At 64.4% G+C, this 20941-nt stretch carries 21 protein-coding genes; 12 read left to right on the forward strand and 9 right to left on the reverse strand.

The genetic code is table 11. The annotated features are described in order from the left end of the window. Positions 1 to 1836 carry a methyltransferase domain-containing protein gene (locus ACVW1C_RS11575; protein ID WP_456758518.1) on the forward strand — a complete coding sequence of 612 codons (1836 nt, stop codon included), beginning with the start codon at positions 1 to 3 and terminating at the stop codon, positions 1834 to 1836. Between the two features lie 31 nt (positions 1837 to 1867). On the opposite strand, the gene ACVW1C_RS11580 is transcribed toward ACVW1C_RS11575, so the two are convergent. The 4 genes from ACVW1C_RS11580 to ACVW1C_RS11595 form a co-directional block, all read right to left on the reverse strand. Then, the gene (locus ACVW1C_RS11580) at positions 1868 to 2539 is read right to left on the reverse strand and encodes a 3'-5' exonuclease (protein ID WP_456758519.1); all 672 of its coding nucleotides are present in this window, start codon (positions 2537 to 2539) and stop codon (positions 1868 to 1870) included. A gap of 1 nt (position 2540) precedes the next feature. Next, entirely contained in the window at positions 2541 to 4343 is a 1803-nt protein-coding gene (locus ACVW1C_RS11585) for a putative nucleotidyltransferase substrate binding domain-containing protein (RefSeq protein ID WP_456758520.1), read from the reverse strand. A gap of 82 nt (positions 4344 to 4425) precedes the next feature. After that, positions 4426 to 6117: a cation acetate symporter gene (locus tag ACVW1C_RS11590; protein WP_456758521.1), complete on the reverse strand. Its 1692-nt coding sequence runs from the start codon at positions 6115 to 6117 to the stop codon at positions 4426 to 4428. Next, the gene (locus tag ACVW1C_RS11595) at positions 6114 to 6416 is read right to left on the reverse strand and encodes a DUF485 domain-containing protein (RefSeq protein ID WP_456758522.1); all 303 of its coding nucleotides are present in this window, start codon (positions 6414 to 6416) and stop codon (positions 6114 to 6116) included. Before ACVW1C_RS11595 ends, ACVW1C_RS11590 begins: the two co-directional genes overlap by 4 nt. 291 nt (positions 6417 to 6707) lie before the next feature. Between ACVW1C_RS11595 and ACVW1C_RS11600 the strand changes: the two genes are divergently transcribed. The 3 genes from ACVW1C_RS11600 (at position 6708) to ACVW1C_RS11610 (ending at position 8267) form a co-directional block, all read left to right on the forward strand. Then, positions 6708 to 6974: a hypothetical protein gene (locus tag ACVW1C_RS11600; protein ID WP_456758523.1), complete on the forward strand. Its 267-nt coding sequence runs from the start codon at positions 6708 to 6710 to the stop codon at positions 6972 to 6974. 142 nt (positions 6975 to 7116) lie between these two features. Further along, on the forward strand, positions 7117 to 7674 hold the full coding sequence (locus tag ACVW1C_RS11605; protein ID WP_456758524.1) for a phosphonopyruvate decarboxylase: 558 nt from the start codon (positions 7117 to 7119) through the stop codon (positions 7672 to 7674). Continuing rightward, positions 7674 to 8267, forward strand: coding sequence for a thiamine pyrophosphate-dependent enzyme (locus ACVW1C_RS11610; RefSeq protein WP_456758525.1), 594 nt, complete (start codon positions 7674 to 7676; stop codon positions 8265 to 8267). The genes ACVW1C_RS11605 and ACVW1C_RS11610 overlap by 1 nt, the downstream gene beginning before the upstream one ends. Before the next feature lie 13 nt (positions 8268 to 8280). Here ACVW1C_RS11610 and ACVW1C_RS11615 read toward each other — a convergent pair whose 3' ends face one another. Continuing rightward, positions 8281 to 9204 carry a LysR family transcriptional regulator gene (locus tag ACVW1C_RS11615; RefSeq protein ID WP_207832298.1) on the reverse strand — a complete coding sequence of 308 codons (924 nt, stop codon included), beginning with the start codon at positions 9202 to 9204 and terminating at the stop codon, positions 8281 to 8283. Between the two features lie 152 nt (positions 9205 to 9356). Between ACVW1C_RS11615 and ACVW1C_RS11620 the strand changes: the two genes are divergently transcribed. The 4 genes from ACVW1C_RS11620 (at position 9357) to hisC (ending at position 13677) form a co-directional block, all read left to right on the forward strand. After that, positions 9357 to 10526: an acyl-CoA dehydrogenase family protein gene (locus ACVW1C_RS11620; RefSeq protein WP_456758526.1), complete on the forward strand. Its 1170-nt coding sequence runs from the start codon at positions 9357 to 9359 to the stop codon at positions 10524 to 10526. Positions 10527 to 10538: 12 nt separating this feature from the next. Further along, entirely contained in the window at positions 10539 to 11639 is a 1101-nt protein-coding gene (locus ACVW1C_RS11625) for a CaiB/BaiF CoA transferase family protein (RefSeq protein ID WP_456758527.1), read from the forward strand. A gap of 27 nt (positions 11640 to 11666) precedes the next feature. Continuing rightward, complete coding sequence (locus ACVW1C_RS11630; RefSeq protein WP_456758528.1) at positions 11667 to 12521, forward strand: FAS1-like dehydratase domain-containing protein; 855 nt, start codon at positions 11667 to 11669, stop codon at positions 12519 to 12521. A gap of 103 nt (positions 12522 to 12624) precedes the next feature. Further along, entirely contained in the window at positions 12625 to 13677 is a 1053-nt protein-coding gene (hisC, locus tag ACVW1C_RS11635; protein ID WP_456758529.1) for a histidinol-phosphate transaminase, read from the forward strand. A gap of 29 nt (positions 13678 to 13706) precedes the next feature. Here the strand turns inward: hisC and ACVW1C_RS11640 are convergent, their stop codons facing one another. Next, on the reverse strand, positions 13707 to 14000 hold the full coding sequence (locus ACVW1C_RS11640; protein ID WP_456758530.1) for a putative quinol monooxygenase: 294 nt from the start codon (positions 13998 to 14000) through the stop codon (positions 13707 to 13709). 23 nt (positions 14001 to 14023) lie between these two features. Next, on the reverse strand, positions 14024 to 14629 hold the full coding sequence (locus ACVW1C_RS11645) for a VOC family protein (RefSeq protein ID WP_456758531.1): 606 nt from the start codon (positions 14627 to 14629) through the stop codon (positions 14024 to 14026). 113 nt (positions 14630 to 14742) lie between these two features. Between ACVW1C_RS11645 and ACVW1C_RS11650 the strand changes: the two genes are divergently transcribed. The 4 genes from ACVW1C_RS11650 (at position 14743) to mdlC (ending at position 18711) form a co-directional block, all read left to right on the forward strand. Further along, complete coding sequence (locus ACVW1C_RS11650) at positions 14743 to 15249, forward strand: winged helix-turn-helix transcriptional regulator (RefSeq protein ID WP_456758532.1); 507 nt, start codon at positions 14743 to 14745, stop codon at positions 15247 to 15249. Between the two features lie 111 nt (positions 15250 to 15360). After that, a complete protein-coding gene (locus tag ACVW1C_RS11655; RefSeq protein WP_456758533.1) occupies positions 15361 to 15744 on the forward strand; it encodes a tautomerase family protein in 384 nt (127 codons plus the stop codon). Positions 15745 to 15873: 129 nt separating this feature from the next. Next, the gene (gene blaBJP / locus ACVW1C_RS11660) at positions 15874 to 16761 is read left to right on the forward strand and encodes a BJP family subclass B3 metallo-beta-lactamase (protein WP_456758534.1); all 888 of its coding nucleotides are present in this window, start codon (positions 15874 to 15876) and stop codon (positions 16759 to 16761) included. Between the two features lie 321 nt (positions 16762 to 17082). Further along, positions 17083 to 18711, forward strand: coding sequence for a benzoylformate decarboxylase (gene mdlC, locus ACVW1C_RS11665; protein WP_456758535.1), 1629 nt, complete (start codon positions 17083 to 17085; stop codon positions 18709 to 18711). A gap of 312 nt (positions 18712 to 19023) precedes the next feature. On the opposite strand, the gene ACVW1C_RS11670 is transcribed toward mdlC, so the two are convergent. Continuing rightward, positions 19024 to 19818, reverse strand: coding sequence for an SDR family oxidoreductase (locus ACVW1C_RS11670; RefSeq protein ID WP_456758536.1), 795 nt, complete (start codon positions 19816 to 19818; stop codon positions 19024 to 19026). Positions 19819 to 20065: 247 nt separating this feature from the next. After that, positions 20066 to 20758 carry a PAQR family membrane homeostasis protein TrhA gene (gene trhA / locus ACVW1C_RS11675; protein ID WP_456758537.1) on the reverse strand — a complete coding sequence of 231 codons (693 nt, stop codon included), beginning with the start codon at positions 20756 to 20758 and terminating at the stop codon, positions 20066 to 20068. Positions 20759 to 20941: the final 183 nt, after the last annotated feature.

Consider the following 20941-nt stretch of genomic DNA (forward strand, 5'->3'; position numbering starts at 1 on the left):
ATGAACCGAAAAGAACGGCGGGCGGCCGGTAAGCGACGAGACGAGTCCGGCAAAAGCGCACCCGCGTTCGGCTCCGCCAGCGTCAGCATTGCCGACCTTGCTGCCGAGGCAAGCCGCTTCTACGGGATGCGCCGCTTCAACGAAGCGCAGGAGATCTGCCGGCACATTCTCGCGCGCGAGCCCACCCATGTGCAGAGCCTCAATCTTCTCGGCCTGATGGCGCAGGCAGCCGGCGATCACCGGGCTGCCGCGAAGATGTTCGCGAAAGCGATTACCTCCGACGAGGTGAACGCCGCCTGCCACTACAATGCCGGCAATTCGTACCAGGCGGCGGGCAATCGCGCCAAGGCGGCCGCACATTTCGCCAAGGCGCTGGCGCTCGGCATGGATACGAAGGCCGTCGGCTTCATCATGCAGAGCCCGACCGTCACCGCCTATATCGGGCGGATCGCCGGCAAATGGCCGCTGCCGGTCACGAGCACCGAATTGTTCGGCACTGACAGCATCGGCCTGCTTGCTCGCGACCTGTTCTTGTGCGCCTCGATGGAAGCGACGACGCTGGCAAGCATGCAACTCGAGGTGCTGCTCGGCTATGCACGGGCCGAGCTGTTGCGGCGCGCGAGCGATCAGGACGCAGCGGACGACGAGATCGTCGGCTTTGCCTGCGCGCTCGCCCGGCAATGCTTCATCAACGAATATGCCTGCGGACAGAGCCAGGCGGAAGGCGAACTCGCCGGCGCATTGCGCGATCGATTGCTGAAAGACCTCGCATCGGCGGCCGCGATCGCGCCGATCACGCTGGCGGTGGTGGCGGCCTATTTTCCGCTTCATGCCCTGCCTGGGACGGACGCGCTGCTGCGGCGGGACTGGCCCAAGGCCGTAGCCGGCCTGTTAAAGGTACAGCTTCGCGAGCCGCGCGAGGAGGCGGAAGAGCGCGGCGCCATTGCGACGCTCACCCCGATCAAGAACGATGTATCCGTCGAAGTGATGCGCCAATACGAGGAAAATCCCTACCCGCGCTGGACCATCAACCCGCTGACGGCATTCGCGGCCGATCGAGCGCGGGGACGAACCGTCGCGACCGAAGAACAGCAAGCCAGACTGGACATCCTGATCGCGGGTTGCGGCACCGGCTCGCACGCGATCCAGATCGCGCAGGTCTATCCGAATGCCCGCGTGCTCGCGGTTGACATCAGCATGACCAGCCTTGCTTATGCGCGCCGCAAGACGCGGGAGCTGGGCTTGCACAACATCGAATATGCGCAGGCGGATATCCTGGAATTGGGCGCGATCGGTCGCACCTTCGACAGCATCGAATCGGTCGGCGTGCTGCACCATCTGGCCGAGCCTTTTGCCGGCTGGCACGTACTGGTCTCGCTGCTGCGGCCGGGCGGCGCGATGCGCATCGGCCTTTACAGCGATCTGGCCCGCCGCGTCATCGTGGAGGCCCGTGCCCGCATCGCCACGCGCAATTATCGCACCACCGCGGACGACATCAGACGGTGCCGCCAGGACATTTTTCGCGAAGCCGAACAATGGAAGCCGCTGATCAGCGCCAAGGATTTCTACAGCATGAGCGGCTGCCGCGATCTGCTGTTCAATGTCATGGAACATCGCCTGACGATTCCCGAGATCGCGGCATTCCTGAACGAGCACGACCTGTCGTTCGGGGGTTTCGAGCCGTTTGACGATCCGGCGGTGCTCGAGCAATTCCGCAAACAGTTTCCGGGCACGGCCGACGAGACCAATCTCGACCAGTGGCACCGCTTCGAGGTCGAGCACCCCGAGACGTTCTGGGACATGTACGTCTTCACGGTTGGCAAGAACGTGCGCTGAAACCTTTCGGCTCTACCGGACCAGGGCTCGATCATGCCCCGGTCGGATTGAAAACGGGGCTGGTGCGCTGGCGCGCGATCCGCCCACCGCGCTGGGCAAGGTCGCGCAACTGAACGAACATCATCGCCGTCATCAATGCGTCGTCGAACGCATCATGCTGATTGAGCGAGGGAATACGGAGGTCCTTGAGGATTGCGGAAAACGAGAGGTCGACCGACGTGTTGGGCGGCGCGTCGGCGTATTTGCGCTCGTAGTAGAGCCGCGAGACTTCTATCCGCCGGTTCGGCAGTTCGATGCCCACCAGCGGAAGGATGTACTTGTCCAGCATAGCGACGTCGAAGTCGACGTAATAGCCAATCAGGGGACGCGAACCGATGAAGCGCAGAAAACTCGGCAGCACCTTCCAGACGATTGGCGCGGCCTCGACATCGGACTGACGCAAGCGGTGGATCTTGATCGCCTCCGTCTTCATCTCGCTGTCGGGGTGCACGACTGCTTCGAAATGCTCGCTGGTCAGGATTCGATTGCCGCGGATCTTGATGGCAGCAATGGTGACAACGTCGTCTTTCCGCACGTTGAGGCCGGTCGTCTCGCAGTCAATGGCGACGAGGTCGTCGTCCGGGGGGCGATCGAACATGAAACGGTACGACTGATCGCTCAGGGTCGCCTGGTGGAGCAATCGTTTGATCGCACGCGGAAGCATTCTAGAACATCGCGAGCTTGAAGTGGTGACGAACAATTTCGCGAAACTGTTTCACCACCTGAAGCACGTCACGCAGCAGATGGCGTTCCATGCTGGATAGCTGCGCCGGCCTTACCAAGGTGCCCGACGTGCCGGCCGACGCGGCCAGTTGTGCGTCGAGCCGGAGCATCAACATGAACCGGAAGGCCTGCTTCAGGTCGCGTCCAAATTCGGTGCGCAATATGCCCAGGTCGCACAGCCGGGATATCCGCTTGTCGGTGGAGGTCTCGTGCAGACCCTGCTCGAGCGCGAGGCTGCGAACGCCGTGGACAATGGGAAAGATGCCGCCTTTCTTGAGGTCGAGCGCGTCCCCGGTGCCCTCCGACGTGATCAGGTTGTTGAACAGGCCGATGGGCGTTTCGAACGCATCGACCGCGCGCGCGAAATGGGCCAGAAAGGCCTGCTCGCCCCGCACCAGGTCGATCAGCTCCGCTTTGGCGCTGTGCAGCAGCTGCAAATTGCCGGCAATCGCTTGCGCATCATAGATGATGGCGACATTCATGTGCGCGGCCTCGTCGGGGAGCGCAACCCATCGACGGAAATCCGCAAGGTAGTCAGCAAGCGGCTTGGACCATGCCGGATTGCTTACCATGACATTGCCGGGACAGGGCGGGAAACCGAAACCCTGCAGCGCACTGGAGAACCCGCTCCGGAACGATTGAAGAGTCTCGACGTCGACAGGGGCGGACAGGATGAGGCCGTTGTCCTGATCGGTACGCATCGTCTGCTCGCCGCGCCCCTCGCTGCCCATCACGATCAGGCAGCTACCGCTGCGCATCTCGGCCGGCGCAACCATTTCAAACAATCGCCGCAGCAGGCGTCTGTTGAGGTCGGAGACGATCTCGGCGATCACTTCCACCTTGACGCCTTGTCGCCGCAGCACCCGTGTTTGAGCTTCGATCTCGCGTGCCGCGATGGCCAGATCCTGCTGGCTTGAGGCTCGATCGATCCGGCCGGCGGTAACCTGGGCGCTTCCTGCCAGAAATCCCAGCAGGTCGATCTCCTCCAGAATGCCGACCAACCGTTCGCCGTCCTTCACCGCGAGCCGGCGCTTGTTGTGTTTCGTCATGAGCAGGAGCGCCGAGGACACGAAATCGGTGCGTTGGACCGACACGATGTCGAAGTTCGCGAGCAGACCAACCGGAAGCTCGACCGACTCGCGCCGCAGCACCACCGCCTTCGACAGGCTCATTCCGGTGATGATGCCGACCCGCTCACCATCGCGAACAAACAGCGCGTTGCTGTCGATCCGGCGCATCAGGCGACCGGCGGCCTCGATCGTATCCCCTGCAACCAGAAACGCCGGAGGGTGCAGGAAAAGCTCGCCTACCTTGGCATACATCAGCGAACCGAAACGTTCCGCCTCCTGGTCATTGGCGAGTTCGTCCAGCTTCCGCGAGATTTCGCGGTAGAAGAAGGCGGCAAAGCGCGGGTTCGCCTTGATCAGGTCGAGCGCAACCTTCCTGGGAATGGTGTAACAAAGCGTCTCATCGCGTGCCAGAAACGCGTGCCCGTTCTGGTCGTGGACGAGCGCGCGGCTGTCGAAAGTGTCCTTCTGGCCGAGCAGGGCCACCAGCCCGGCTTCGTCGCGCTCCTCGACCGTGCCCTTGATGATGACGTGGAGCGCATCCGCGGGCGCGCCCTTGCCGAGGATCACGTCGCCGGGACGGAAATATGCCACATCCAGCGACGCCCGCAGCATCTCGGCTTCGCCCGGCGTCAGGCGATCGAACGGTGCATTGCTGATGTCGAACGCCTTGGGCATGTCGGTTTTGATGGCCGGTTGAGCGAGGTACCGACCGGGTCGTGAACCCGGCCGGGACCGAAGGGGCTATCCTGAGGGCCTCTTAGTGCGTCGTGGCGGAGGCCGCGCCGATACCGGTCTGGCTCCTGACGAATTGCGCATCAAAGCCGTCGCGGTCGATCGCCGCCCGCTTGCTGCGATCCAGGATCGAAAACAACCAGATCCCGGCGAAGGCGATCGCCATCGAGAACAGGGCGGGATTGTCCAGCTTGATCGGCGCCGAACCCTTGGCGTAGCCCAGGGTCGCCTCCCACACCGCCGGCGATAGAACGACACCGACCACGGCGCTGATGAGACCGAGGAAACCGCCGATCAGCGCGCCCCGCGTCGTCAACCCCTTCCAGAAGATCGACATTACCAGCACCGGGAAATTACAGGACGCGGCGATGGCGAACGCAAGGCCGACCATGAACGCGACGTTCTGGTTCTCGAACACGATGCCCAGGAAGATCGCGAGCACGCCCAGCACCAGTGTCGCAATTTTCGAGACTCGGATTTCGTCCTGCTCGTTGGCGGCACCGCGCTTGATCACCATGCCGTAGAGGTCATGACTGATGGATGATGCACCGGCCAGCGCCAGACCGGACACCACAGCCAGGATGGTGGCAAACGCGACCGCCGAGATGAAGCCGAGAAACAGGTTGCCGCCCACCGCGTTCGCGAGATGGATAGCCGCCATGTTCGAGCCGCCCTTGATGGCCGCGATGCCGCTCTTGGTCTTCTCCAGGATGGAGGCGTCCAGGAACGTCGCATCGGTGGACACCAGCGTGATCGCGCCAAAGCCGATGATGAAGGTCAGAACGTAGAAATAGCCGATGAAGCCCGTGGCATAGAACACCGACTTGCGGGCAGCCTGGGCGTCCTTCACCGTGAAGAAGCGCATCAGGATGTGCGGCAGGCCGGCCGTTCCGAACATCAGCGCGAGGCCGAGCGAGATCGCCGACAACGGATTGGAGATCAGACTGCCGGGCTCCATGATCGCGATCTTCTTGGGATGCACCTCGGTCGCCCTGGCGAACAGCGCTTCCGGGCTGAACCCGAACTTGTAGAGAACGGCTCCGGCCATGAACGTCGCGCCCGCAAGCAGCAACACGGCCTTGATGATCTGCACCCAGGTTGTTGCCTTCATTCCCCCGAAAGTCACGTAGATCATCATCAGACCGCCGACCAGGACGACCGCGATCCAGTAGTCGAGACCGAACAGCAGCTGGATCAGCTTGCCGGCCCCGACCATCTGGGCGATCAAGTAGAACGCAACGGTGACCAGCGAGCCGCACGCCGCCAGGATGCGGATGTCGGTCTGTCCGAGTCGGAACGAGGTGACGTCGGCGAAGGTGAACTTGCCGAGATTGCGCAGCTGCTCGGCAATCAGGAAGGTCACGATCGGCCAGCCCACGAGCCAGCCCACCGAATAGATCAAGCCATCATAACCGGAGGTGTAGACGAGGCCCGAGATGCCGAGGAAGGAGGCCGCCGACATATAGTCGCCGGCGATCGCCAGCCCGTTCTGGAAGCCGGTGATTCCACCACCGGCCGAGTAGAAGTCCGCAGCCGACGCGGTCCGTTTTGCGGCCCAATAGGTGATGACGAGCGTCAGCATGACGAAGCCTACGAACATGCCGATCGCCGACCAGTTGATCGCCTGCTTTGAGCCGCCATCAATGGTACCTGCGGCAAGCGCGAACGTCGGCATGCCGACGAGGAGAAGCGTCAGAAGCCAGGAGACCTTTTTCATGGGCGGTTCCCCTCGACAATCTTGCGAACGAGGGCGTCGTAGCTGGAATTCGCCTGGCGCACGTAGATGCCCGTCAGCACAAAGGCGAGCACGATGACGGACAAGCCGATCGGAATGCCGATCGTCATCACGCCGCTGCCCAGTGGCGTGCCCAGAAACTTGGGAGCGTAGGCCACCAGCAGGATGAAGCCGAAATAGACGACAAGCATGATCAGCGACAACCTCCAACCCAGCGACGACCGTCGACGCACGAGTTCCCGGTAGTTCGGATCGCGTTCAATCCTTGCGAGATTAATCACATCAATGATCCCTTGGGGTTCTTCCGGTTGAGACGTCCCCCTTGCATGGCGAGGGTTGAGCTACTCTGTATTGCGCTGATCGACCGGCTCTATGATCCAGATCAAAAATGCGACCCGCGATAGACATCGTGCAGGTCAGGCGGCCACGGGGACAACGGCCACCACTTGCCGGCGAAGCCGGCATCCCTCGCTTTTCCCGCTCAATCGGCCAGAACCAGCGTCCTGGCGAGGCGCTTTCCGGCGATCCCTGGAAGCGCGCGTCAACATCATGGCCGAATTTGCCGGCACCCCGTGCCGGAGATTTTTACGCGCGCGCCGGACTCCAAGCCGGACGGCCGGGCCGTAGCCCCAGAGCGGCTCGTTCAACTGACGCCGCTGCCGGTCAACATCATGGTGACGCGGGGCGTTCCCGAAATCCCGGAGCTTGCCCGCGCCGGCGTGCGCCGGGTCAGCCTTGTGCCATGGCCGATGATGGCGACGATGCGCGTCATTGGAGAGGCCGCCGCCGCGGTCGTCGCGAGCAAGCAATACGGCTCGTTTCTGCAGCCGAACGCCTGAGTTCGAGGGTCCCGGCCGCGCTGACGGGGATATACAAATCCGGTATAGCTGCGCGAGCCAGATGCGAAGGGGATCAAGGCTGCTCGCGCGGTAAAGGGCTTCGGTGAGGACGCGCCACTGCGCGCCCCTAGCCGAGGCCACGATGGACCAGATTGCCGTTCACCAGGACAACGCCACCGGCACCGACTGGCCGGTCGCGATCTACCGCACGCTGAAGAATTTTGGCGTCGCTCAAGTGTCCTACGTTCCCGACGCGGGACATTCGAAGCTGATCAAGCTGTCGCACGCCGATGCCGACATCAAGACCACGGTGCTGACGACCGAGGAGGAAGGCGTGGCATTGTCCGCCGGCGCCTGGCTCGGCGGCGACCGCGCGGTGCTGTTGATGCAGTCGAGCGGCGTCGGCAATTGCGTCAACATGCTGTCGCTGATGGCGAGCTGCCGCTTTCCGCTGCTCACGCTGGTGACGATGCGCGGCGAATGGGCCGAGTTCAATCCCTGGCAGATCCCGATGGGCCGCGCGACGCCGCAGGCCTTCGAGATCATGGGCACCACCGTGCTGCGGCTGGAGCACCCCGGTGACGCCGAGGAAGTGATCTCGGCCGCCGCCTCGCTCGCCTATGACGGCGACCAGCAGGTCGCGGTGCTGATCTCGCAGCGGATGATCGGCCGCAAGAAGTGGACCAGGGAGACGCATTGATGTCAGCGCCAACAGGCACTCTCGACCGCCGCGCCGCCGTGAAGGCGTTGCTCACCGAGCGCGGCGACCTGCTCGTGATCTCCGGGCTCGGCTCTTCGTCCTATGACGTGTTCGATGCCGGCGAGCACCCCGGCAACTTCTATCTTTGGGGCGCGATGGGCGGTGCCGCGATGGTCGGGCTCGGCCTTGCGCTGGCGCAGCCGAAGCGCCCGGTGCTGGTCGTCACCGGCGACGGCGAGCAGCTGATGGGGATCGGCAGCCTGCTGACGATCGCCACCAAGCAGCCCGGCAATCTCTCGATCGCGGTGCTCGACAACGGCCATTTCGGCGAGACCGGGATGCAGCTCAGCCATTCCGGCTTGGGAGCCAGGCTCGAGGTGATCGCGAGCGGCGCGGGCATCGGCAATGTCTCCGACATCGCCGACCTGGCAGGCATCGAACGCTTCCGCGCTGATATGCGCGATCTCGCTGGCGGTCCGCGGCTGGCGCGCATCCGCATCGCGGCCGGTGAAGTCGAGCGCGCGCTGCCGCCGCGCGACGGCACCTATCTGAAGAACCGCTTCCGCGGTCATCTCGGCTTCCAGGTGAAGTGATGCGAAGCCGCGTTCAGGCGAGCTGGATATCCCAGAGCCCCTCGGCGCGGCACGCGGCGACCTCGTCGCGCAGCAATTTGGCGATCAGCGTGATGGCATTGGAGCCGGGATGCTCGACCGGCGAGGCCAGGGTCAGTTCGCGCCGCGGCGCCGGCCGCGCGAGCGGCGCGGTCTCGAGCCGGCCGTCGGCGACCTCGCCGCGCACCGAGGACGGCGGCAGCATGGTGTATCCGAGCCCCTCCTCGACCAGGCTCGTCAGCACCCGGAACGAATCCGCCTCAAGCTTGACGTCGAGCGTCACCTTCTTCTTCGCCGCCGCATGCTCGATCATGGCGCGGAGCCCGTGCGAATGACTTGGCAGCACCAGGCGCTGGCGCAGCAGCCAGCCGATATCGACCTGCTTCTTCTGCTTCAGCCCGCTGCCGCGCGGGCCGACCGCGACGATCGAGTCGCGGCCGAGGCTCTGCACCGCCAGGTGCAGATCGACCGACGGGCCGTAGATCACCGCAAGGTCCATCTCGCCGCGATGCAGCCACTCGATCAGGTGGCCGCTGTAGCTTTCGACGATGCAGAGCGAGATGCCGGGATAGCGTTCCACCGTGCGCCGCGCCAGCCGCGCCGAGATCACGCAGCTCACCGTCGGCACCAGCCCGAGCACGACGCGCCCGGACGGCGCGCCGCCCGCGGACTGGATGTCGTCCCGGATCTGGTCGATCTGCCGCACGATACCGCCGGTGCGCGCCAGCAGCAGCCGGCCGGCATCGGTCAACACCATGCCGCGGCCGTTGCGCGTGAACAATTCGGTGCGCAGCTCATGCTCGAGCAGCTTGATCTGCCGGCTCAGCGCCGGCTGCGCGACCCGCAGGGTATCGGATGCCTTGCTCAGACTCCCGAGTTCCGCGACGCACGCAAAGGTCCTAAGCTGGCGGAAATCCATACTTGCCAATCCTGGAAGGCAGGTTCATACGCTATAACAAAACAGCATAGGGAGTTTACCGGGACCCCACAACAGCGGGCGTTTTCCTCACGCGAACTGGTTTCCGCTTCGCTCGACAACGCTCTGGCGCAACCTCTCGGCAAAACGAAATCATGACCGCACACGATCAGCACACCGACGACCACACCGACATCCGCGACGCCGTCGCAAAACTCTGCGCGCAGTTTCCCGGCGAATACTGGCGCAAGCTCGATCGCCAGATGGCCTATCCGAAGGAGTTCGTCGATGTGCTGACGGAGGCCGGCTATCTCTCGGTGCTGATCCCCGAGGAGTATGGCGGCGCGGGCCTGAAGCTGTCGGCGGCGGCGGCGATCCTCGAAGAGATCCAGCGCGCCGGCTGCAATGGCGGCGGCTGCCACGCCCAAATGTACACGATGGGCACCGTGCTGCGGCACGGCAACGACGCGCAGAAGGCGAAGTATCTGCCGAAGGTCGCGACCGGCGAATTGCGGCTGCAGGCGTTCGGCGTCACCGAGCCCACCAGCGGCACCGACACCTCGTCGCTGAAGACCTTCGCGCGCCGCGAGGGTGACCACTACGTCGTCAACGGTCAGAAGATCTGGACCAGCCGCGCCGAATATTCCGACCTGATGATCCTGCTCGCGCGCACCACGCCGAAGGAGCAGTCCAGGAAGCGCACCGACGGGCTCTCGGTGTTCATCGTCGACATGCGCGAGGTCAAGGGCAAGGGCCTCGAAATTCGCCCGATCCGCACCATGATGAACCACGCCACCACCGAAGTGTTCTTCACCGACATGAAGGTGCCGGCGGAGAACCTGATCGGCGAGGAAGGCAAGGGCTTCCGCTACATCCTCTCCGGCATGAATGCCGAGCGCATCCTGATCGCGGCCGAATGCGTCGGCGATGCCAAATGGTTCATCCAGAAGGCGACCAACTACGCCAAGGAGCGCAGCGTGTTCGGCCGGCCGATCGGCCAGAACCAGGGCATCCAGTTCCCGATTGCGAAGGCCTATGCCTCGATGCGCGCGGCCGAATTGATGGTGAAGGAAGCCACCCGCAAATACGAGGCCGGGCTCGATTGCGGTGCCGAGGCCAACATGGCCAAGATGCTGGCGGCGGATGCTTCCTGGGAAGCGGCCAATGCCTGCGTGCAGACCCATGGCGGTTTCGGCTTCGCCGAGGAATACGACGTCGAGCGCAAGTTCCGCGAGACGCGGCTCTACCAGGTGGCGCCGATCTCGACCAATTTGATCCTGTCCTTCGTCGCCGAGCACGTGCTCGGCATGCCCCGCTCCTACTGAGTTTCGAGAATCATGCTGCCGCTTGAGGGATTGACCGTCATCGCCGTCGAACAGGCGGTTGCCGCGCCGTTCTGCTCGTCACGCCTGGCCGATGCCGGCGCCCATGTCATCAAGATCGAGCGCCCCGAGGGCGATTTCGCCCGCGGCTACGACGCCGCGGCGAAGGGCCAGAGCAGCTATTTCGTCTGGCTCAACCGCGGCAAGGATTCCGCGGTGGTCGATCTCGCCACCAAGGAAGGCCGCGCGCAGCTCGAGGAGCTGATCGCGGGCGCCGACGTGCTGCTGCAGAATTTGAAGCCGGGCTCGATGGACAAGCTCGGCTTCTCGCGGGAGCGGCTGCGCAAGGCCTATCCGAAACTGATCATGTGTACCATCACCGGCTATGGCGACACCGGTCCGTACGCCGATCGCAAGGCCTATGATCTCTTGATCCAGGCCGAAAGCGGCCTCGCCTCGATCACCGGAGGCCCCGAGGGCGCCTCGCGCGTCGGCATGTCGATCGTCGATGTCGCAACCGGTGCTACCGCGCATGCTTCGATCCTCGAGGCGCTGATCGGCCGCGGCCGCACCGGTCAGGGCGCCGATATCCGCATCTCGATGTTCGACGTGATGGCCGACTGGCTCACCGTGCCGCTGCTCAATGCCGAGGACGGCAAGTCGCCGAAGCGGATCGGCCTCGCCCATCCCTCGATCGCACCTTACGGCGTGTTCCGCTCGAAGGACGGCAAGGAGATCCTGATCTCGATCCAGAGCGAGCGCGAGTGGAAGACGCTGTGCGCCAGGGTGCTGGGCCAGCCCGGTCTGCCCGACGATCCGCGCTTTGCCAACATGGTCGAGCGCGTGCGCAACCGCGCGTTGACCGACCAGATCGTCGGCGACAGTTTCGGCAGGCTGACGCGCGAGGACTTGCTGGCGAAGCTCGCCGAGGCCGACATCGCCTTCGCCGAGGTCAACAGCATGGATGACCTCGCCAGGCATCCGCATCTGCGCCGCGTCGAGGTCGACACGCCGAACGGCCGTGTCAGCTATCCGGCACCGGCCGCGATTTTCGTCGGCGAGGACAGGCACTACGGCAAGGTGCCTGCGATCGGCGAGCGCATCCAACGATCCTGAGATCCCTCCTGACCGGGCAACACAGTCATGACCGATAAACTCGACCTTGATCATCTCCGCCAGTGGATCGGCCGCTCCCAGGAGGCCTCCGACGTCGTCACCAAATATCTCGTGATGGGACTGCGTGCGACGCTGTTCCAGGAGATCGGCGAGCCGAAGGCCGGCGACGCCGCGCCGTGGACCACGCATTGGTGCCTGGCGCAGCCGGTGTTTCCGATGTCGCAGCTTGGCCCCGACGGCCACCCGACCCGCGGCGGCTTCCTGCCGCCGGTGCCGCTGCCGCGCCGGATGTGGGCCGGCGGCGAACTCGAATTCTTCGACGCGTTGCGCATCGGTGACGACGCCAAACGCACCTCGCGCATCGCCGACGTCACGGTGAAATCGGGCTCGACCGGCACGCTGTGCTTCGTCTCGGTCCATCACGAGGTGACGACCTCGCGCGGGCTTGCGGTGCGCGAGCGGCAGGACATCGTCTATCGCGAGATGACGAGCACACAAGCCGCAGCGCCTGCCAAGGCGCCGCCGCCTCCCCCGACTGCGCAGCATCGCGAGAGCCACGTCTCCGATCCGGTGCTCTTGTTCCGCTATTCGGCCCTGACCTTCAACGGCCACCGCATCCACTACGATCGCGACTACGTCACCAAGGTCGAGGGCTATCCGGGCCTGATCTTCCACGGCCCGCTGCAGGCCTCCTTCATCGTCGAACTCGCCGCCAAGCTGCGCGGCGGCAAGCCGCCGAAGAAGCTCACCTATCGCGGCGTGCAGCCGCTGTTCGAGGGCAGCGAGTTCTCGATCAATGCCATCGACAAGGACGGCGGCATGGAGCTGTGGACCGCCAATGCCGAGGGCCAGCCGACCATGAAGGGCACGGCGACCTGGTAGCTCGCAAGCGCGACCCACATCAGAATGCGACGGGACAACGAGGCGCTTTCATCAGCGCCTCGTATTCCGTATTGTGATCGCATTCATCCCTGGATCGCAGATCATGAGTCGCTTCTGGAGTTCGGTCGTCCACAATCTGTCGCCATACGTGCCCGGCGAGCAGCCGAAGATCGACGGCCTGATCAAGCTCAACACCAACGAGAATCCCTACCCGCCGTCGCCGCGCGCGGTGGCGGCGATCACAGCGACCACGGATCGCCTGCGGCTCTATCCGGACCCGCGCGCATCGGCCCTGCGCGAGGCGATCGCGAGGCGCTACGGCGTCACGTCTGACGAGGTGTTCGTCGGCAACGGCTCGGACGAGGTGCTGGCCCACGCCTTTCCGGCGCTTTTGAAGCACGACGCGCCGCTGCTGTTCCCCGACATCACCTACAGCTTCTACCCGGTCTATTGTCGCCTCTATGGCGTCGGCTACGAGGCGGTCCCGCTAGATGCCGCGATGCGGATACAGCTTGCGGACTACCGGCGGCCGGACAGCGCCATCCTGCTATGCAATCCCAACGCACCGACCGGCATCGCGCTGCCGCGCGCCGCGATCGAGGCGCTGGTCACCGAGCATCCCGACCGGCTGGTGGTGGTCGACGAGGCCTATGTCGATTTCGGCGCCGAGAGCGCCGTGCCGCTGGTCGCGCACCACGACAATCTGTTGGTGATCCAGACGCTGTCGAAGTCGCGCGCGCTGGCCGGATTGCGGGTCGGCTTCGCCGTCGGCCAGCGCCCGCTGATCGAGGCGCTGGAGCGCGTCAAGGACAGCTTCAACTCCTATCCGCTGGATTGCTTCGCGATCGCGGGTGCCGTCGCCTCGATCGAGGACGACGCATGGTTTGAAGAAACCCGGCAACGCATCATCAGGACTCGCGAGGCGCTCGCCCGCGGCCTCACTGAGCTCGGCTTCGAAGTGCTGCCGTCGCATGCGAATTTCGTGTTCGCGCGCCACGGTGACCATCGCGGCGCGGATCTCGCCGCAAAGCTGCGGGAGCGCGGCGTGCTGGTGCGGCATTTCCAGAAGCCGCGGATCGAGGATTTCCTGCGCATCACGGTCGGCACGGACGATGAATGCGGCCGCCTGATCAGCCTGCTGCGTCAGATGGTCTGATCGCGCAGCCGCGACAGCGACGACAACGTCTACTCGGCGGGCGTGCACCATGTGCCGGCAACGTTGACGTCGAGGTCGGCGGTCTCCTCGCGAAACTGTGCGATCGATCGCGCATTGCGATGCGCCGCGAACGCGGCGTCATCCTGATAGACCTCGTAGAGCAGCAGTTTCGAAGCGTCGTCGCGCGGCACCAGAACATCAAACTGCAGCGTGCCCGGCTCATCCCTCAGCGAGCGGGCACGGTGTGCCTGCAACAGCGGCAGCACCTCATCCCGTTTGCCCGGCGCGACCTCGACGGTGGCAACGATTGCAAGCTTGGCCATGACGGATACTCCTGTTTGACTTTTCACTCGGGCAACGGCTTGCCGGCCTGCTCGCTGACGATGTAGTCGGCATACCAGTCCGGCCAATTTGCATCGTGCCCGCCGGTCCGCTTCTCGTGCTCACCATGTGCGGCTGCCGCGCGGCGAAGTGCGGCGGCAAGATCGGCGGGCGAACTGAAAGTCGTGCGGTCCGTATCAACGCGTCCGGGCAGGCGTTGCGTGACCTGCTGCAGCAGCCAGACATTGCCATCGGGATCGCTGAACGTCGCGAGTGAACCATAGCTCGGCCGTTCCGGATCAGGCCCCTTGATGCGGCCTTCCGCGCCGCGGTGAAACACCTCGCTGACATCGGCGCCGCGCGCGATCAGCTCGGCGCGTGCCGCCTCGATGTCGTTCACGATCAGGAATCGCGGCAGGACCGAGCCTTTGTCGAGATGGATCGATGTCGGCGAGCCCGGCGGCGTCAATTGCAGCGCGCGGGAGCCGTCCGCCCTGACGAAGTCGGCGTCGAGCCGCCAGCCCAGGTTTTCGTAGAAGCGCTTGGCCCGATCGACGTCGGACACCGGAATCACGACGACTTCGAGCCTCATGTCGACACCCGGCTTCGAACCCTTGCTTTCAGCACTCATGGCTCGCTCCTTGAAATGTGAAGGACCGGGCCGAAGATGCCCGTTGCCCCCGAACCGACGATAGCGCAAATTACTATGAAAATCATAGTAACAATGCCGATGAAGAAAACGTGATGGCAAAGTCAAAGGGTAACCCTGCTGACCAAACGCTCTGTCCGGTGGCCCGCGCGGAAACCGTGGTCGGCGATCGCTGGACCGTGCTGGTGCTGCGCGAGTTGTTCGCGCGCAACCACCGCTTCGAGGAAATTCAGGCCTACACCGGCGCGACCCCGCAGATGATCACGGCACGGCTGAAGAAGCTGGAAACGGACGGACTGGTGACGCGGCGCGTCTACAACAAGCATCCGCTGCGCCACGAATATCATCTGACGAAGAAGGGTGAGGCGTTCTTCCCGGTGATGTTCGCGCTCCGCGCCTGGGGCGAGACCTGGTGCAAGTCGTCCAGGGACGGCCTTTCCATGAACTACACGCACCTTGCCTGCGGCAAGCCGGCCGGGCTCGGTCCGGTCTGCCAAGCCTGCGGCGAGCCGCTGCAATGGGCGGACATAGTCGCGGAGCGAACGCCGAAATATCAAAGAGAGCGCGATGCGCGATGGGAGACCTTCAAGGCGACCCGCTGAATTCCCGACGCCGCCGGCGCAAGCGGACGACGCGAGAGCATTCGCACCGTCGCAGCGTCCCGATCACACGGGGCCGATCCGGCCGAGCCCCGCATAGCAACGGAGACCACCATGCCATTCGTTCGTATCGACCTGAAGCGCGGCAAGTCCGCCGAATATCGCAAGACCCTGGGCCAGATCGTCTACAAGGCAATGCGCGAGGTGATCAACGTACCCGAGAATGACAAGTTTCAGGTCATCACCGAGCATGATCGCGGCGACTTGAACTACGCCGAAAGCTATCTCGGCAATACCTACAGCGACGATCTCATCTTCATCCAGATCACGCTGAATGCCGGGCGTACGGTCGAGATGAAGAAGGCGTTCTACAAGCGGATCGTGGACGATTTCCAGAGCCTGTTGCAGGGACGTCCGGACGATATCTTCATCAACCTGGTCGAAGTCGCCAAGGAAAACTGGTCGTTCGGCAACGGCATCGCACAATACGCGAGCTGAGCGCGGAACAGGCATGCGCCGGACAGGCGGTGGCATGTCCGGCTGCTTACTGTCCGCGGCTTGCGATCGGCGTTGCCGGCACGCATAGTGCGCCTTCGTGCACAAACAACAACAAATCGGGAGGCAACCATGAGGACGATCGCAGCCGCGCTGTGCGTGCTCGCGCTGATCGCAACCGGGGCGCAGGCACAGACGCTCAAGGATTTCATGGCTGTTGTCATGAAGAAATGGACCGCACCGTTCGAACCGTACGAGCTGGTCGACAATATCTACTACGTGGGCACTGACGGGATCGCGGTCTATATCATCAAGACGTCGCAAGGGCTGATCCTGATGGATACGGCGATGCAGCAGTCGACAGGCATGATCAAGGACAACATCAAGAAGCTCGGCTTCAAGGAAGGCGACATCAAATATATCCTCAACACCCACGCCCATCTCGACCACACCGGCGGCTTTGCCGAGATCAAGCAGGAGACCGGCGCGCAGCTGATCGCCGGCGAGCGCGACAAGCCCCTGCTTGAAGGCGGCTATTATCCGGGCGACGAGAGCAACGCCGATCTTGCCTTTACGCCGGTCAAGGTCGACCGCACCGTCAAGGAAGGCGATAAGGTGACGCTCGGCGACGTGACACTGACCGCGCACACGACACCCGGCCATTCGCCCGGCTGCACCAGCTGGGAGATGACGGTGAAAGACGGCAACCAGCAGCGCAACGTGCTGTTCTTCTGCAGCGGAACGGTGGCGCTGAACCGGCTGGTCGGCCGCCCGACCTATCCCGGCATCGTCGACGACTACCGCTCGACCTTCGCCAAGGTCAAGGCGATGAAGGTCGACGTGCTGCTCGGACCGCATCCGGAGGTCTACGGCATGCAGGCCAAGCACGCACGGATGAAGGACGGCGCGCCGAACCCGTTCGTCAAGCCGGGTGAAAACGCCGCCTATGTGGCGGGGCTGGAGCAGGATTTCGACAAGCAGCTCGCCAAGCAGACCGCTGCGCTGCAGAAGGCCAATTAGGGAGCCACTGCGAAATGTCGTCCCGTCATCCTGAGGAGCCGCGAAGCGGCGTCTCGAAGGATCGACGGCCCGGCCGGTGGCCGTCGATCCTTCGAGACGCGCGCAAGAGCGCGCTCCTCCAGCGACAAAGGCGGAGCCTTTGCGCGGGGATGACGGGACAGGCGCCCGCGCAAATTTCAGCCGTTGCCACGGCAACTATGGGTGCGGCGGCTTGACATCGTCAGGCAATCCATCGACAGGTGGATTGCCTTTCCGCCTTTGCCGCGCGCAATGACGGAACGTAACAAGACTGCATAACAAGACAGCAATGGGAACCGCCCGATGTCGTCCCGCAAACCCGCCGCCAGCAAGGGCAAGACCGTCACCGTCAAGGAGGCCACCTTCGGCCTCCTGCGCGCGTGGGGCATCAGACGCGTATTCGGCAATCCCGGCTCGACCGAGCTGCCGTTCCTGAGCGACTGGCCCGACGACATCGACTACGTGCTCGGCCTGCAGGAGGCCTCCGTGGTCGGCATGGCCGACGGCTACGCACTGGCGACGCGCAATGCCGGTTTCGTCAATTTGCATTCGGCGGCCGGCGTCGGCAACGCGCTCGGCAACATCTACAACGCCTATCGCAACCAGACCCCGCTCGTGATCACCGCCGGCCAGCAGGCGCGCTCCATCATGCCGCTGCAGGCGTTCCTCTATGCCGAGCGCGCCTCCGAATTTCCGCGGCCTTACGTAAAATTCGCGGTCGAGCCGGCGCGCGCCGAGGACGTGCCGGCGGCGATCGCACGCGCCTATTATGTCGCGATGCAGCCGCCCTGCGGACCGACCTTCGTCTCGGTGCCGATCGACGACTGGGCGCATGCGACACAGCCGCTCGATGCACGCCAGGTCAGCCGCGAAATCGGCCCCGATCTGTCGGCGATGCAGGCGCTGGCCGCCGCGCTGGGCGAGGCCAAGCGCCCCGCCCTCGTCGTCGGCCCCGCCGTCGATCGCGCGCAAGCCGTCGATCTCATGGTAAAAGTCGCCGAGAAGACGAAGGCCGCGGTCTGGGCCAGCCCGTTCTCGGCGCGCTGCTCGTTCCCGGAGCGGCACCCGCAATTTGCCGGCTTCCTGCATGCCGCACCGGGTCAGCTCTCCGATGCCTTGCGCGATCACGATCTTGTCGTCGTGGTCGGCGCGCCGGTCTTCACCTTCCATGTCGAGGGCCATGCCGCGATCTTCGACGGCACGACCACGATCTTCCAGATCACCGACGATCCCGATGCCGCCACGATGACGCCGACCGGCCACAGCATCGTCGCCACCATGAAGCCGGCGCTGACGGCGCTGCTCGAGATGCTGCCCGAGACCAGGCGCACCGCATCGCCGGGCCGCGTCCTGCCGCCGGCGCCCGCGGCCGGCGATCCGATCCCTGCCGAATACGCGCTGCATGCGCTCTCGGCCGCGATGGGACCGCAGGACGCGCTGGTCGAGGAGGTGCCGTCGCATCGCCCGCTGATGCAGAAGGCGATGCCGATGCGCGGCCAGGACAGTTTCTACACCATGGCGAGCGGCGGCCTCGGCTACAGCCTGCCGGCCGCGGTCGGCATGGCGCTCGGCCGCAGCACGGGGCGCACGGTCTGCCTGATCGGCGACGGCTCGGCGATGTATTCGATCCAGGCCCTGTGGACCGCCGCGCAGCGCAAGCTGCCGCTGACGGTCGTCGTGATGAACAATTCCGGCTACGGCGCGATGCGTTCGTTCAGCCAGGTGATGCAGGTGCGCAACGTGCCGGGCCTCGACCTGCCCGGCATCGATTTCGTCAAGCTCGCCGAAGGCATGGGCTGCGACGCAATGCGGGTGACGAAATCGGCCGAGCTTCCGGGCGCCTACCAGCGCGCCCTCTCGCATCCGGGCGCCAGCCTGATCGAGGTGATGGTGGATTCCGCGGTGCCGCTGCTCTACGCCCCGAAGGGGTGAGCGGCAACCGCCACTCCTCGTCGTCACGAACAGAGAGGCAATGCAATCTCTCTACGCGGTCGTAAGGAAGGCACTTGCGGCTGGGTTCCCTCCCCCCTTGCGGGGGAGGGTTAGGGAGAGGGGTGCCACACGACGCGCTCTCTCGATATAAGTCTCAACGGTGCGCGATCGAAGTTGCGAAAGCGCGACGCACTTCCGTCATCTTGCCCGGGACACCCCTCTCCCCAACCCTCCCCCGCAAGGGGGGAGGGAGCCTGACTAGCGCGCTCACCTCACACCGCAGCGAGGTGCGCGGCCGGTCTTTCCCGCGAGTCACTCCCCGTAGCTCTCCCGCATCTTGGCCTGGATCTTGGCCATGCCGCCGATCCAGCGGTCGTAGTTCTCGGTCTTCTTGCGCATGTAGCCGAGCACCTGCGGGTGCGGCAGGATCAGGAAGGTCTCCTGCTCGATGCCCTTGAGCGCATCCCGCGCGACCTGCTCGGCGGAGAGATCGCCGTCGCCGGATTGCGGCCCCTTCGGGATCGAACGCAGCATGTTGGTGTCGACGCCCTGCGGGCAGAGGATCGAGACCTTGATGTTGTCGGCGCGGTGCGAGATCGCGAGGTTTTCGGCAAAGCCGACCGCGGCGTGCTTGGTGGTCGAATAGGCCGGGCTGCCGACCTGCGACAACAGGCCCGCGGCCGAGATCGTGTTGAGGAAGTAGCCGCCGCCGCGCGCCTTCATGCGCGGCACCAGATGCCGCGCGGCATAGACATGCGCCATCACATGGATCGCCCAGCTCCGCGACCACGGCTCGTCCGAGGTGCCGCCGGCATTTTTCGACAGCGGATCGAAGCCGCCGCCGATCCCGGCGTTGGAGCAGAACAGCGCAATCGGGCCGAACATGCGCTCGGTCTCGTCGATCACGTGCAGGATGTTCTTCTCCTGCCCGACATCGCATTTGAACGCGGCGCCGCCGACCGAGGCCGCGACCTGCTCGGCCGCCGCATGATCGAGGTCGACCACCACGACCTTGGATGCGCCCGCGGCGTGGAACGCCTCGCACAGCGCCCTGCCGATGCCGTTGCCACCGCCGGTGACCACCACGACTTTACCTGCCACCTGCATGGCTATCCTCCCGATATCTTTGATTGAACGCTGTCACGTTGCTCACCCATCTATCTATCCCGTCATCCTGAGGAGCGCGGAGCGCGTCTCGAAGGATGCACGGCCCGGCTGGTGGCGTCGACCCTTCGAGACGCGCGTGCCGCGCTCCTCCAGCGACAACGGCAAAGCCGTTGCGCGGGGGTGACGGGAGAGAGCAGGACGGGCCTACGGGCTTATGATAGCCCATCCGCCGCGGATGGCGAGAACTTCAGCTCGCCAGCACGACGTCGAACACCGCCGTATAGTGGCAGGCGGCCCCGAGCAGCACGAAGCCGTGCCAGATCGCGTTCTGGAAGCGCAGCCGCCGCCAGGAGTGGAAGATCACCCCGAAGCTATAGAGGATGCCGCCGGCCAGCACGAAGCCGAGCGCCTTCGCCGGCAATGCCTTCACGACGGCGTCGTAGAGCATGATGCCGCTCCAGCCCATCGCAAGATAAAGCCCGACCGCGAGCCGGTCGAACCGGCCGGGATAGGCGAGCTTCAGCCAGATGCCGACGATCGCGACACACCACACGCCGATCAGCAGCGCGATCGCGAAAATGCTGTCCTTCAGTTCCACGATGAACGGCGTGTAGGTCGCGGCGATCAACAAATAGATCGCGGAGTGATCGAAGCGCCGCAGCACCCATTTGGCGCGCGACACCGGCCAGAGATTATAGGTCGCCGACAGCGTCAGCATCGCGAGCAGGCCCGCGACATAGACCGAGACCACGGCAATATCGAACGGGCCGGCATAGACCGCGGTCAGCACGATCAGCGCGGTGGCGGCAACCAGCCCGAAACAGACGCCGACGAGATGGACGACGCCGTCGGCGATCAGTTCGGCGCGGTCGTAGTTCCACAGCGCGGCGCCGGCCGCGTGGATCGAGGTCGAGATTTGCTTCAGGCGAAAGACCGTCATGCAGGGCTTTCCTGTGGGCCGATGGACTATGGGTAACGCGAGTGGCGTGACGCGTTCAATCCCCCTTGCATTCCCCTGGCCCGCAAAGGCGCCGGAAATGTGAAGCTTGATTTTGGCCCGATAATCGCCACCTTGCGGGTGATCGCCCACCTTTTTTGGCTCCTCCTGCCGGGTCTTTTCGTT

The sequence above is a fragment of the Bradyrhizobium sp. USDA 4011 genome (assembly GCF_054063415.1).

Excerpts from the sequence above, each read along its gene's own strand:
- ACVW1C_RS11575 (WP_456758518.1), top strand. The coding sequence starts at position 1 with ATGAACCGAAAAGAACGGCGGGCGGCCGGTAAGCGACGAGACGAGTCC.
- ACVW1C_RS11580 (WP_456758519.1), bottom strand. The coding sequence starts at position 2,539 with ATGCTTCCGCGTGCGATCAAACGATTGCTCCACCAGGCGACCCTGAGC.
- ACVW1C_RS11585 (WP_456758520.1), bottom strand. The coding sequence starts at position 4,343 with ATGCCCAAGGCGTTCGACATCAGCAATGCACCGTTCGATCGCCTGACG.
- ACVW1C_RS11590 (WP_456758521.1), bottom strand. The coding sequence starts at position 6,117 with ATGAAAAAGGTCTCCTGGCTTCTGACGCTTCTCCTCGTCGGCATGCCG.
- ACVW1C_RS11605 (WP_456758524.1), top strand. The coding sequence starts at position 7,117 with ATGGACCAGATTGCCGTTCACCAGGACAACGCCACCGGCACCGACTGG.
- ACVW1C_RS11610 (WP_456758525.1), top strand. The coding sequence starts at position 7,674 with ATGTCAGCGCCAACAGGCACTCTCGACCGCCGCGCCGCCGTGAAGGCG.
- ACVW1C_RS11615 (WP_207832298.1), bottom strand. The coding sequence starts at position 9,204 with ATGGATTTCCGCCAGCTTAGGACCTTTGCGTGCGTCGCGGAACTCGGG.
- ACVW1C_RS11620 (WP_456758526.1), top strand. The coding sequence starts at position 9,357 with ATGACCGCACACGATCAGCACACCGACGACCACACCGACATCCGCGAC.
- ACVW1C_RS11625 (WP_456758527.1), top strand. The coding sequence starts at position 10,539 with ATGCTGCCGCTTGAGGGATTGACCGTCATCGCCGTCGAACAGGCGGTT.
- ACVW1C_RS11630 (WP_456758528.1), top strand. The coding sequence starts at position 11,667 with ATGACCGATAAACTCGACCTTGATCATCTCCGCCAGTGGATCGGCCGC.
- hisC (WP_456758529.1), top strand. The coding sequence starts at position 12,625 with ATGAGTCGCTTCTGGAGTTCGGTCGTCCACAATCTGTCGCCATACGTG.
- ACVW1C_RS11640 (WP_456758530.1), bottom strand. The coding sequence starts at position 14,000 with ATGGCCAAGCTTGCAATCGTTGCCACCGTCGAGGTCGCGCCGGGCAAA.
- ACVW1C_RS11645 (WP_456758531.1), bottom strand. The coding sequence starts at position 14,629 with ATGAGTGCTGAAAGCAAGGGTTCGAAGCCGGGTGTCGACATGAGGCTC.
- ACVW1C_RS11650 (WP_456758532.1), top strand. The coding sequence starts at position 14,743 with ATGGCAAAGTCAAAGGGTAACCCTGCTGACCAAACGCTCTGTCCGGTG.
- ACVW1C_RS11655 (WP_456758533.1), top strand. The coding sequence starts at position 15,361 with ATGCCATTCGTTCGTATCGACCTGAAGCGCGGCAAGTCCGCCGAATAT.
- blaBJP (WP_456758534.1), top strand. The coding sequence starts at position 15,874 with ATGAGGACGATCGCAGCCGCGCTGTGCGTGCTCGCGCTGATCGCAACC.
- mdlC (WP_456758535.1), top strand. The coding sequence starts at position 17,083 with ATGTCGTCCCGCAAACCCGCCGCCAGCAAGGGCAAGACCGTCACCGTC.
- ACVW1C_RS11670 (WP_456758536.1), bottom strand. The coding sequence starts at position 19,818 with ATGCAGGTGGCAGGTAAAGTCGTGGTGGTCACCGGCGGTGGCAACGGC.
- trhA (WP_456758537.1), bottom strand. The coding sequence starts at position 20,758 with ATGACGGTCTTTCGCCTGAAGCAAATCTCGACCTCGATCCACGCGGCC.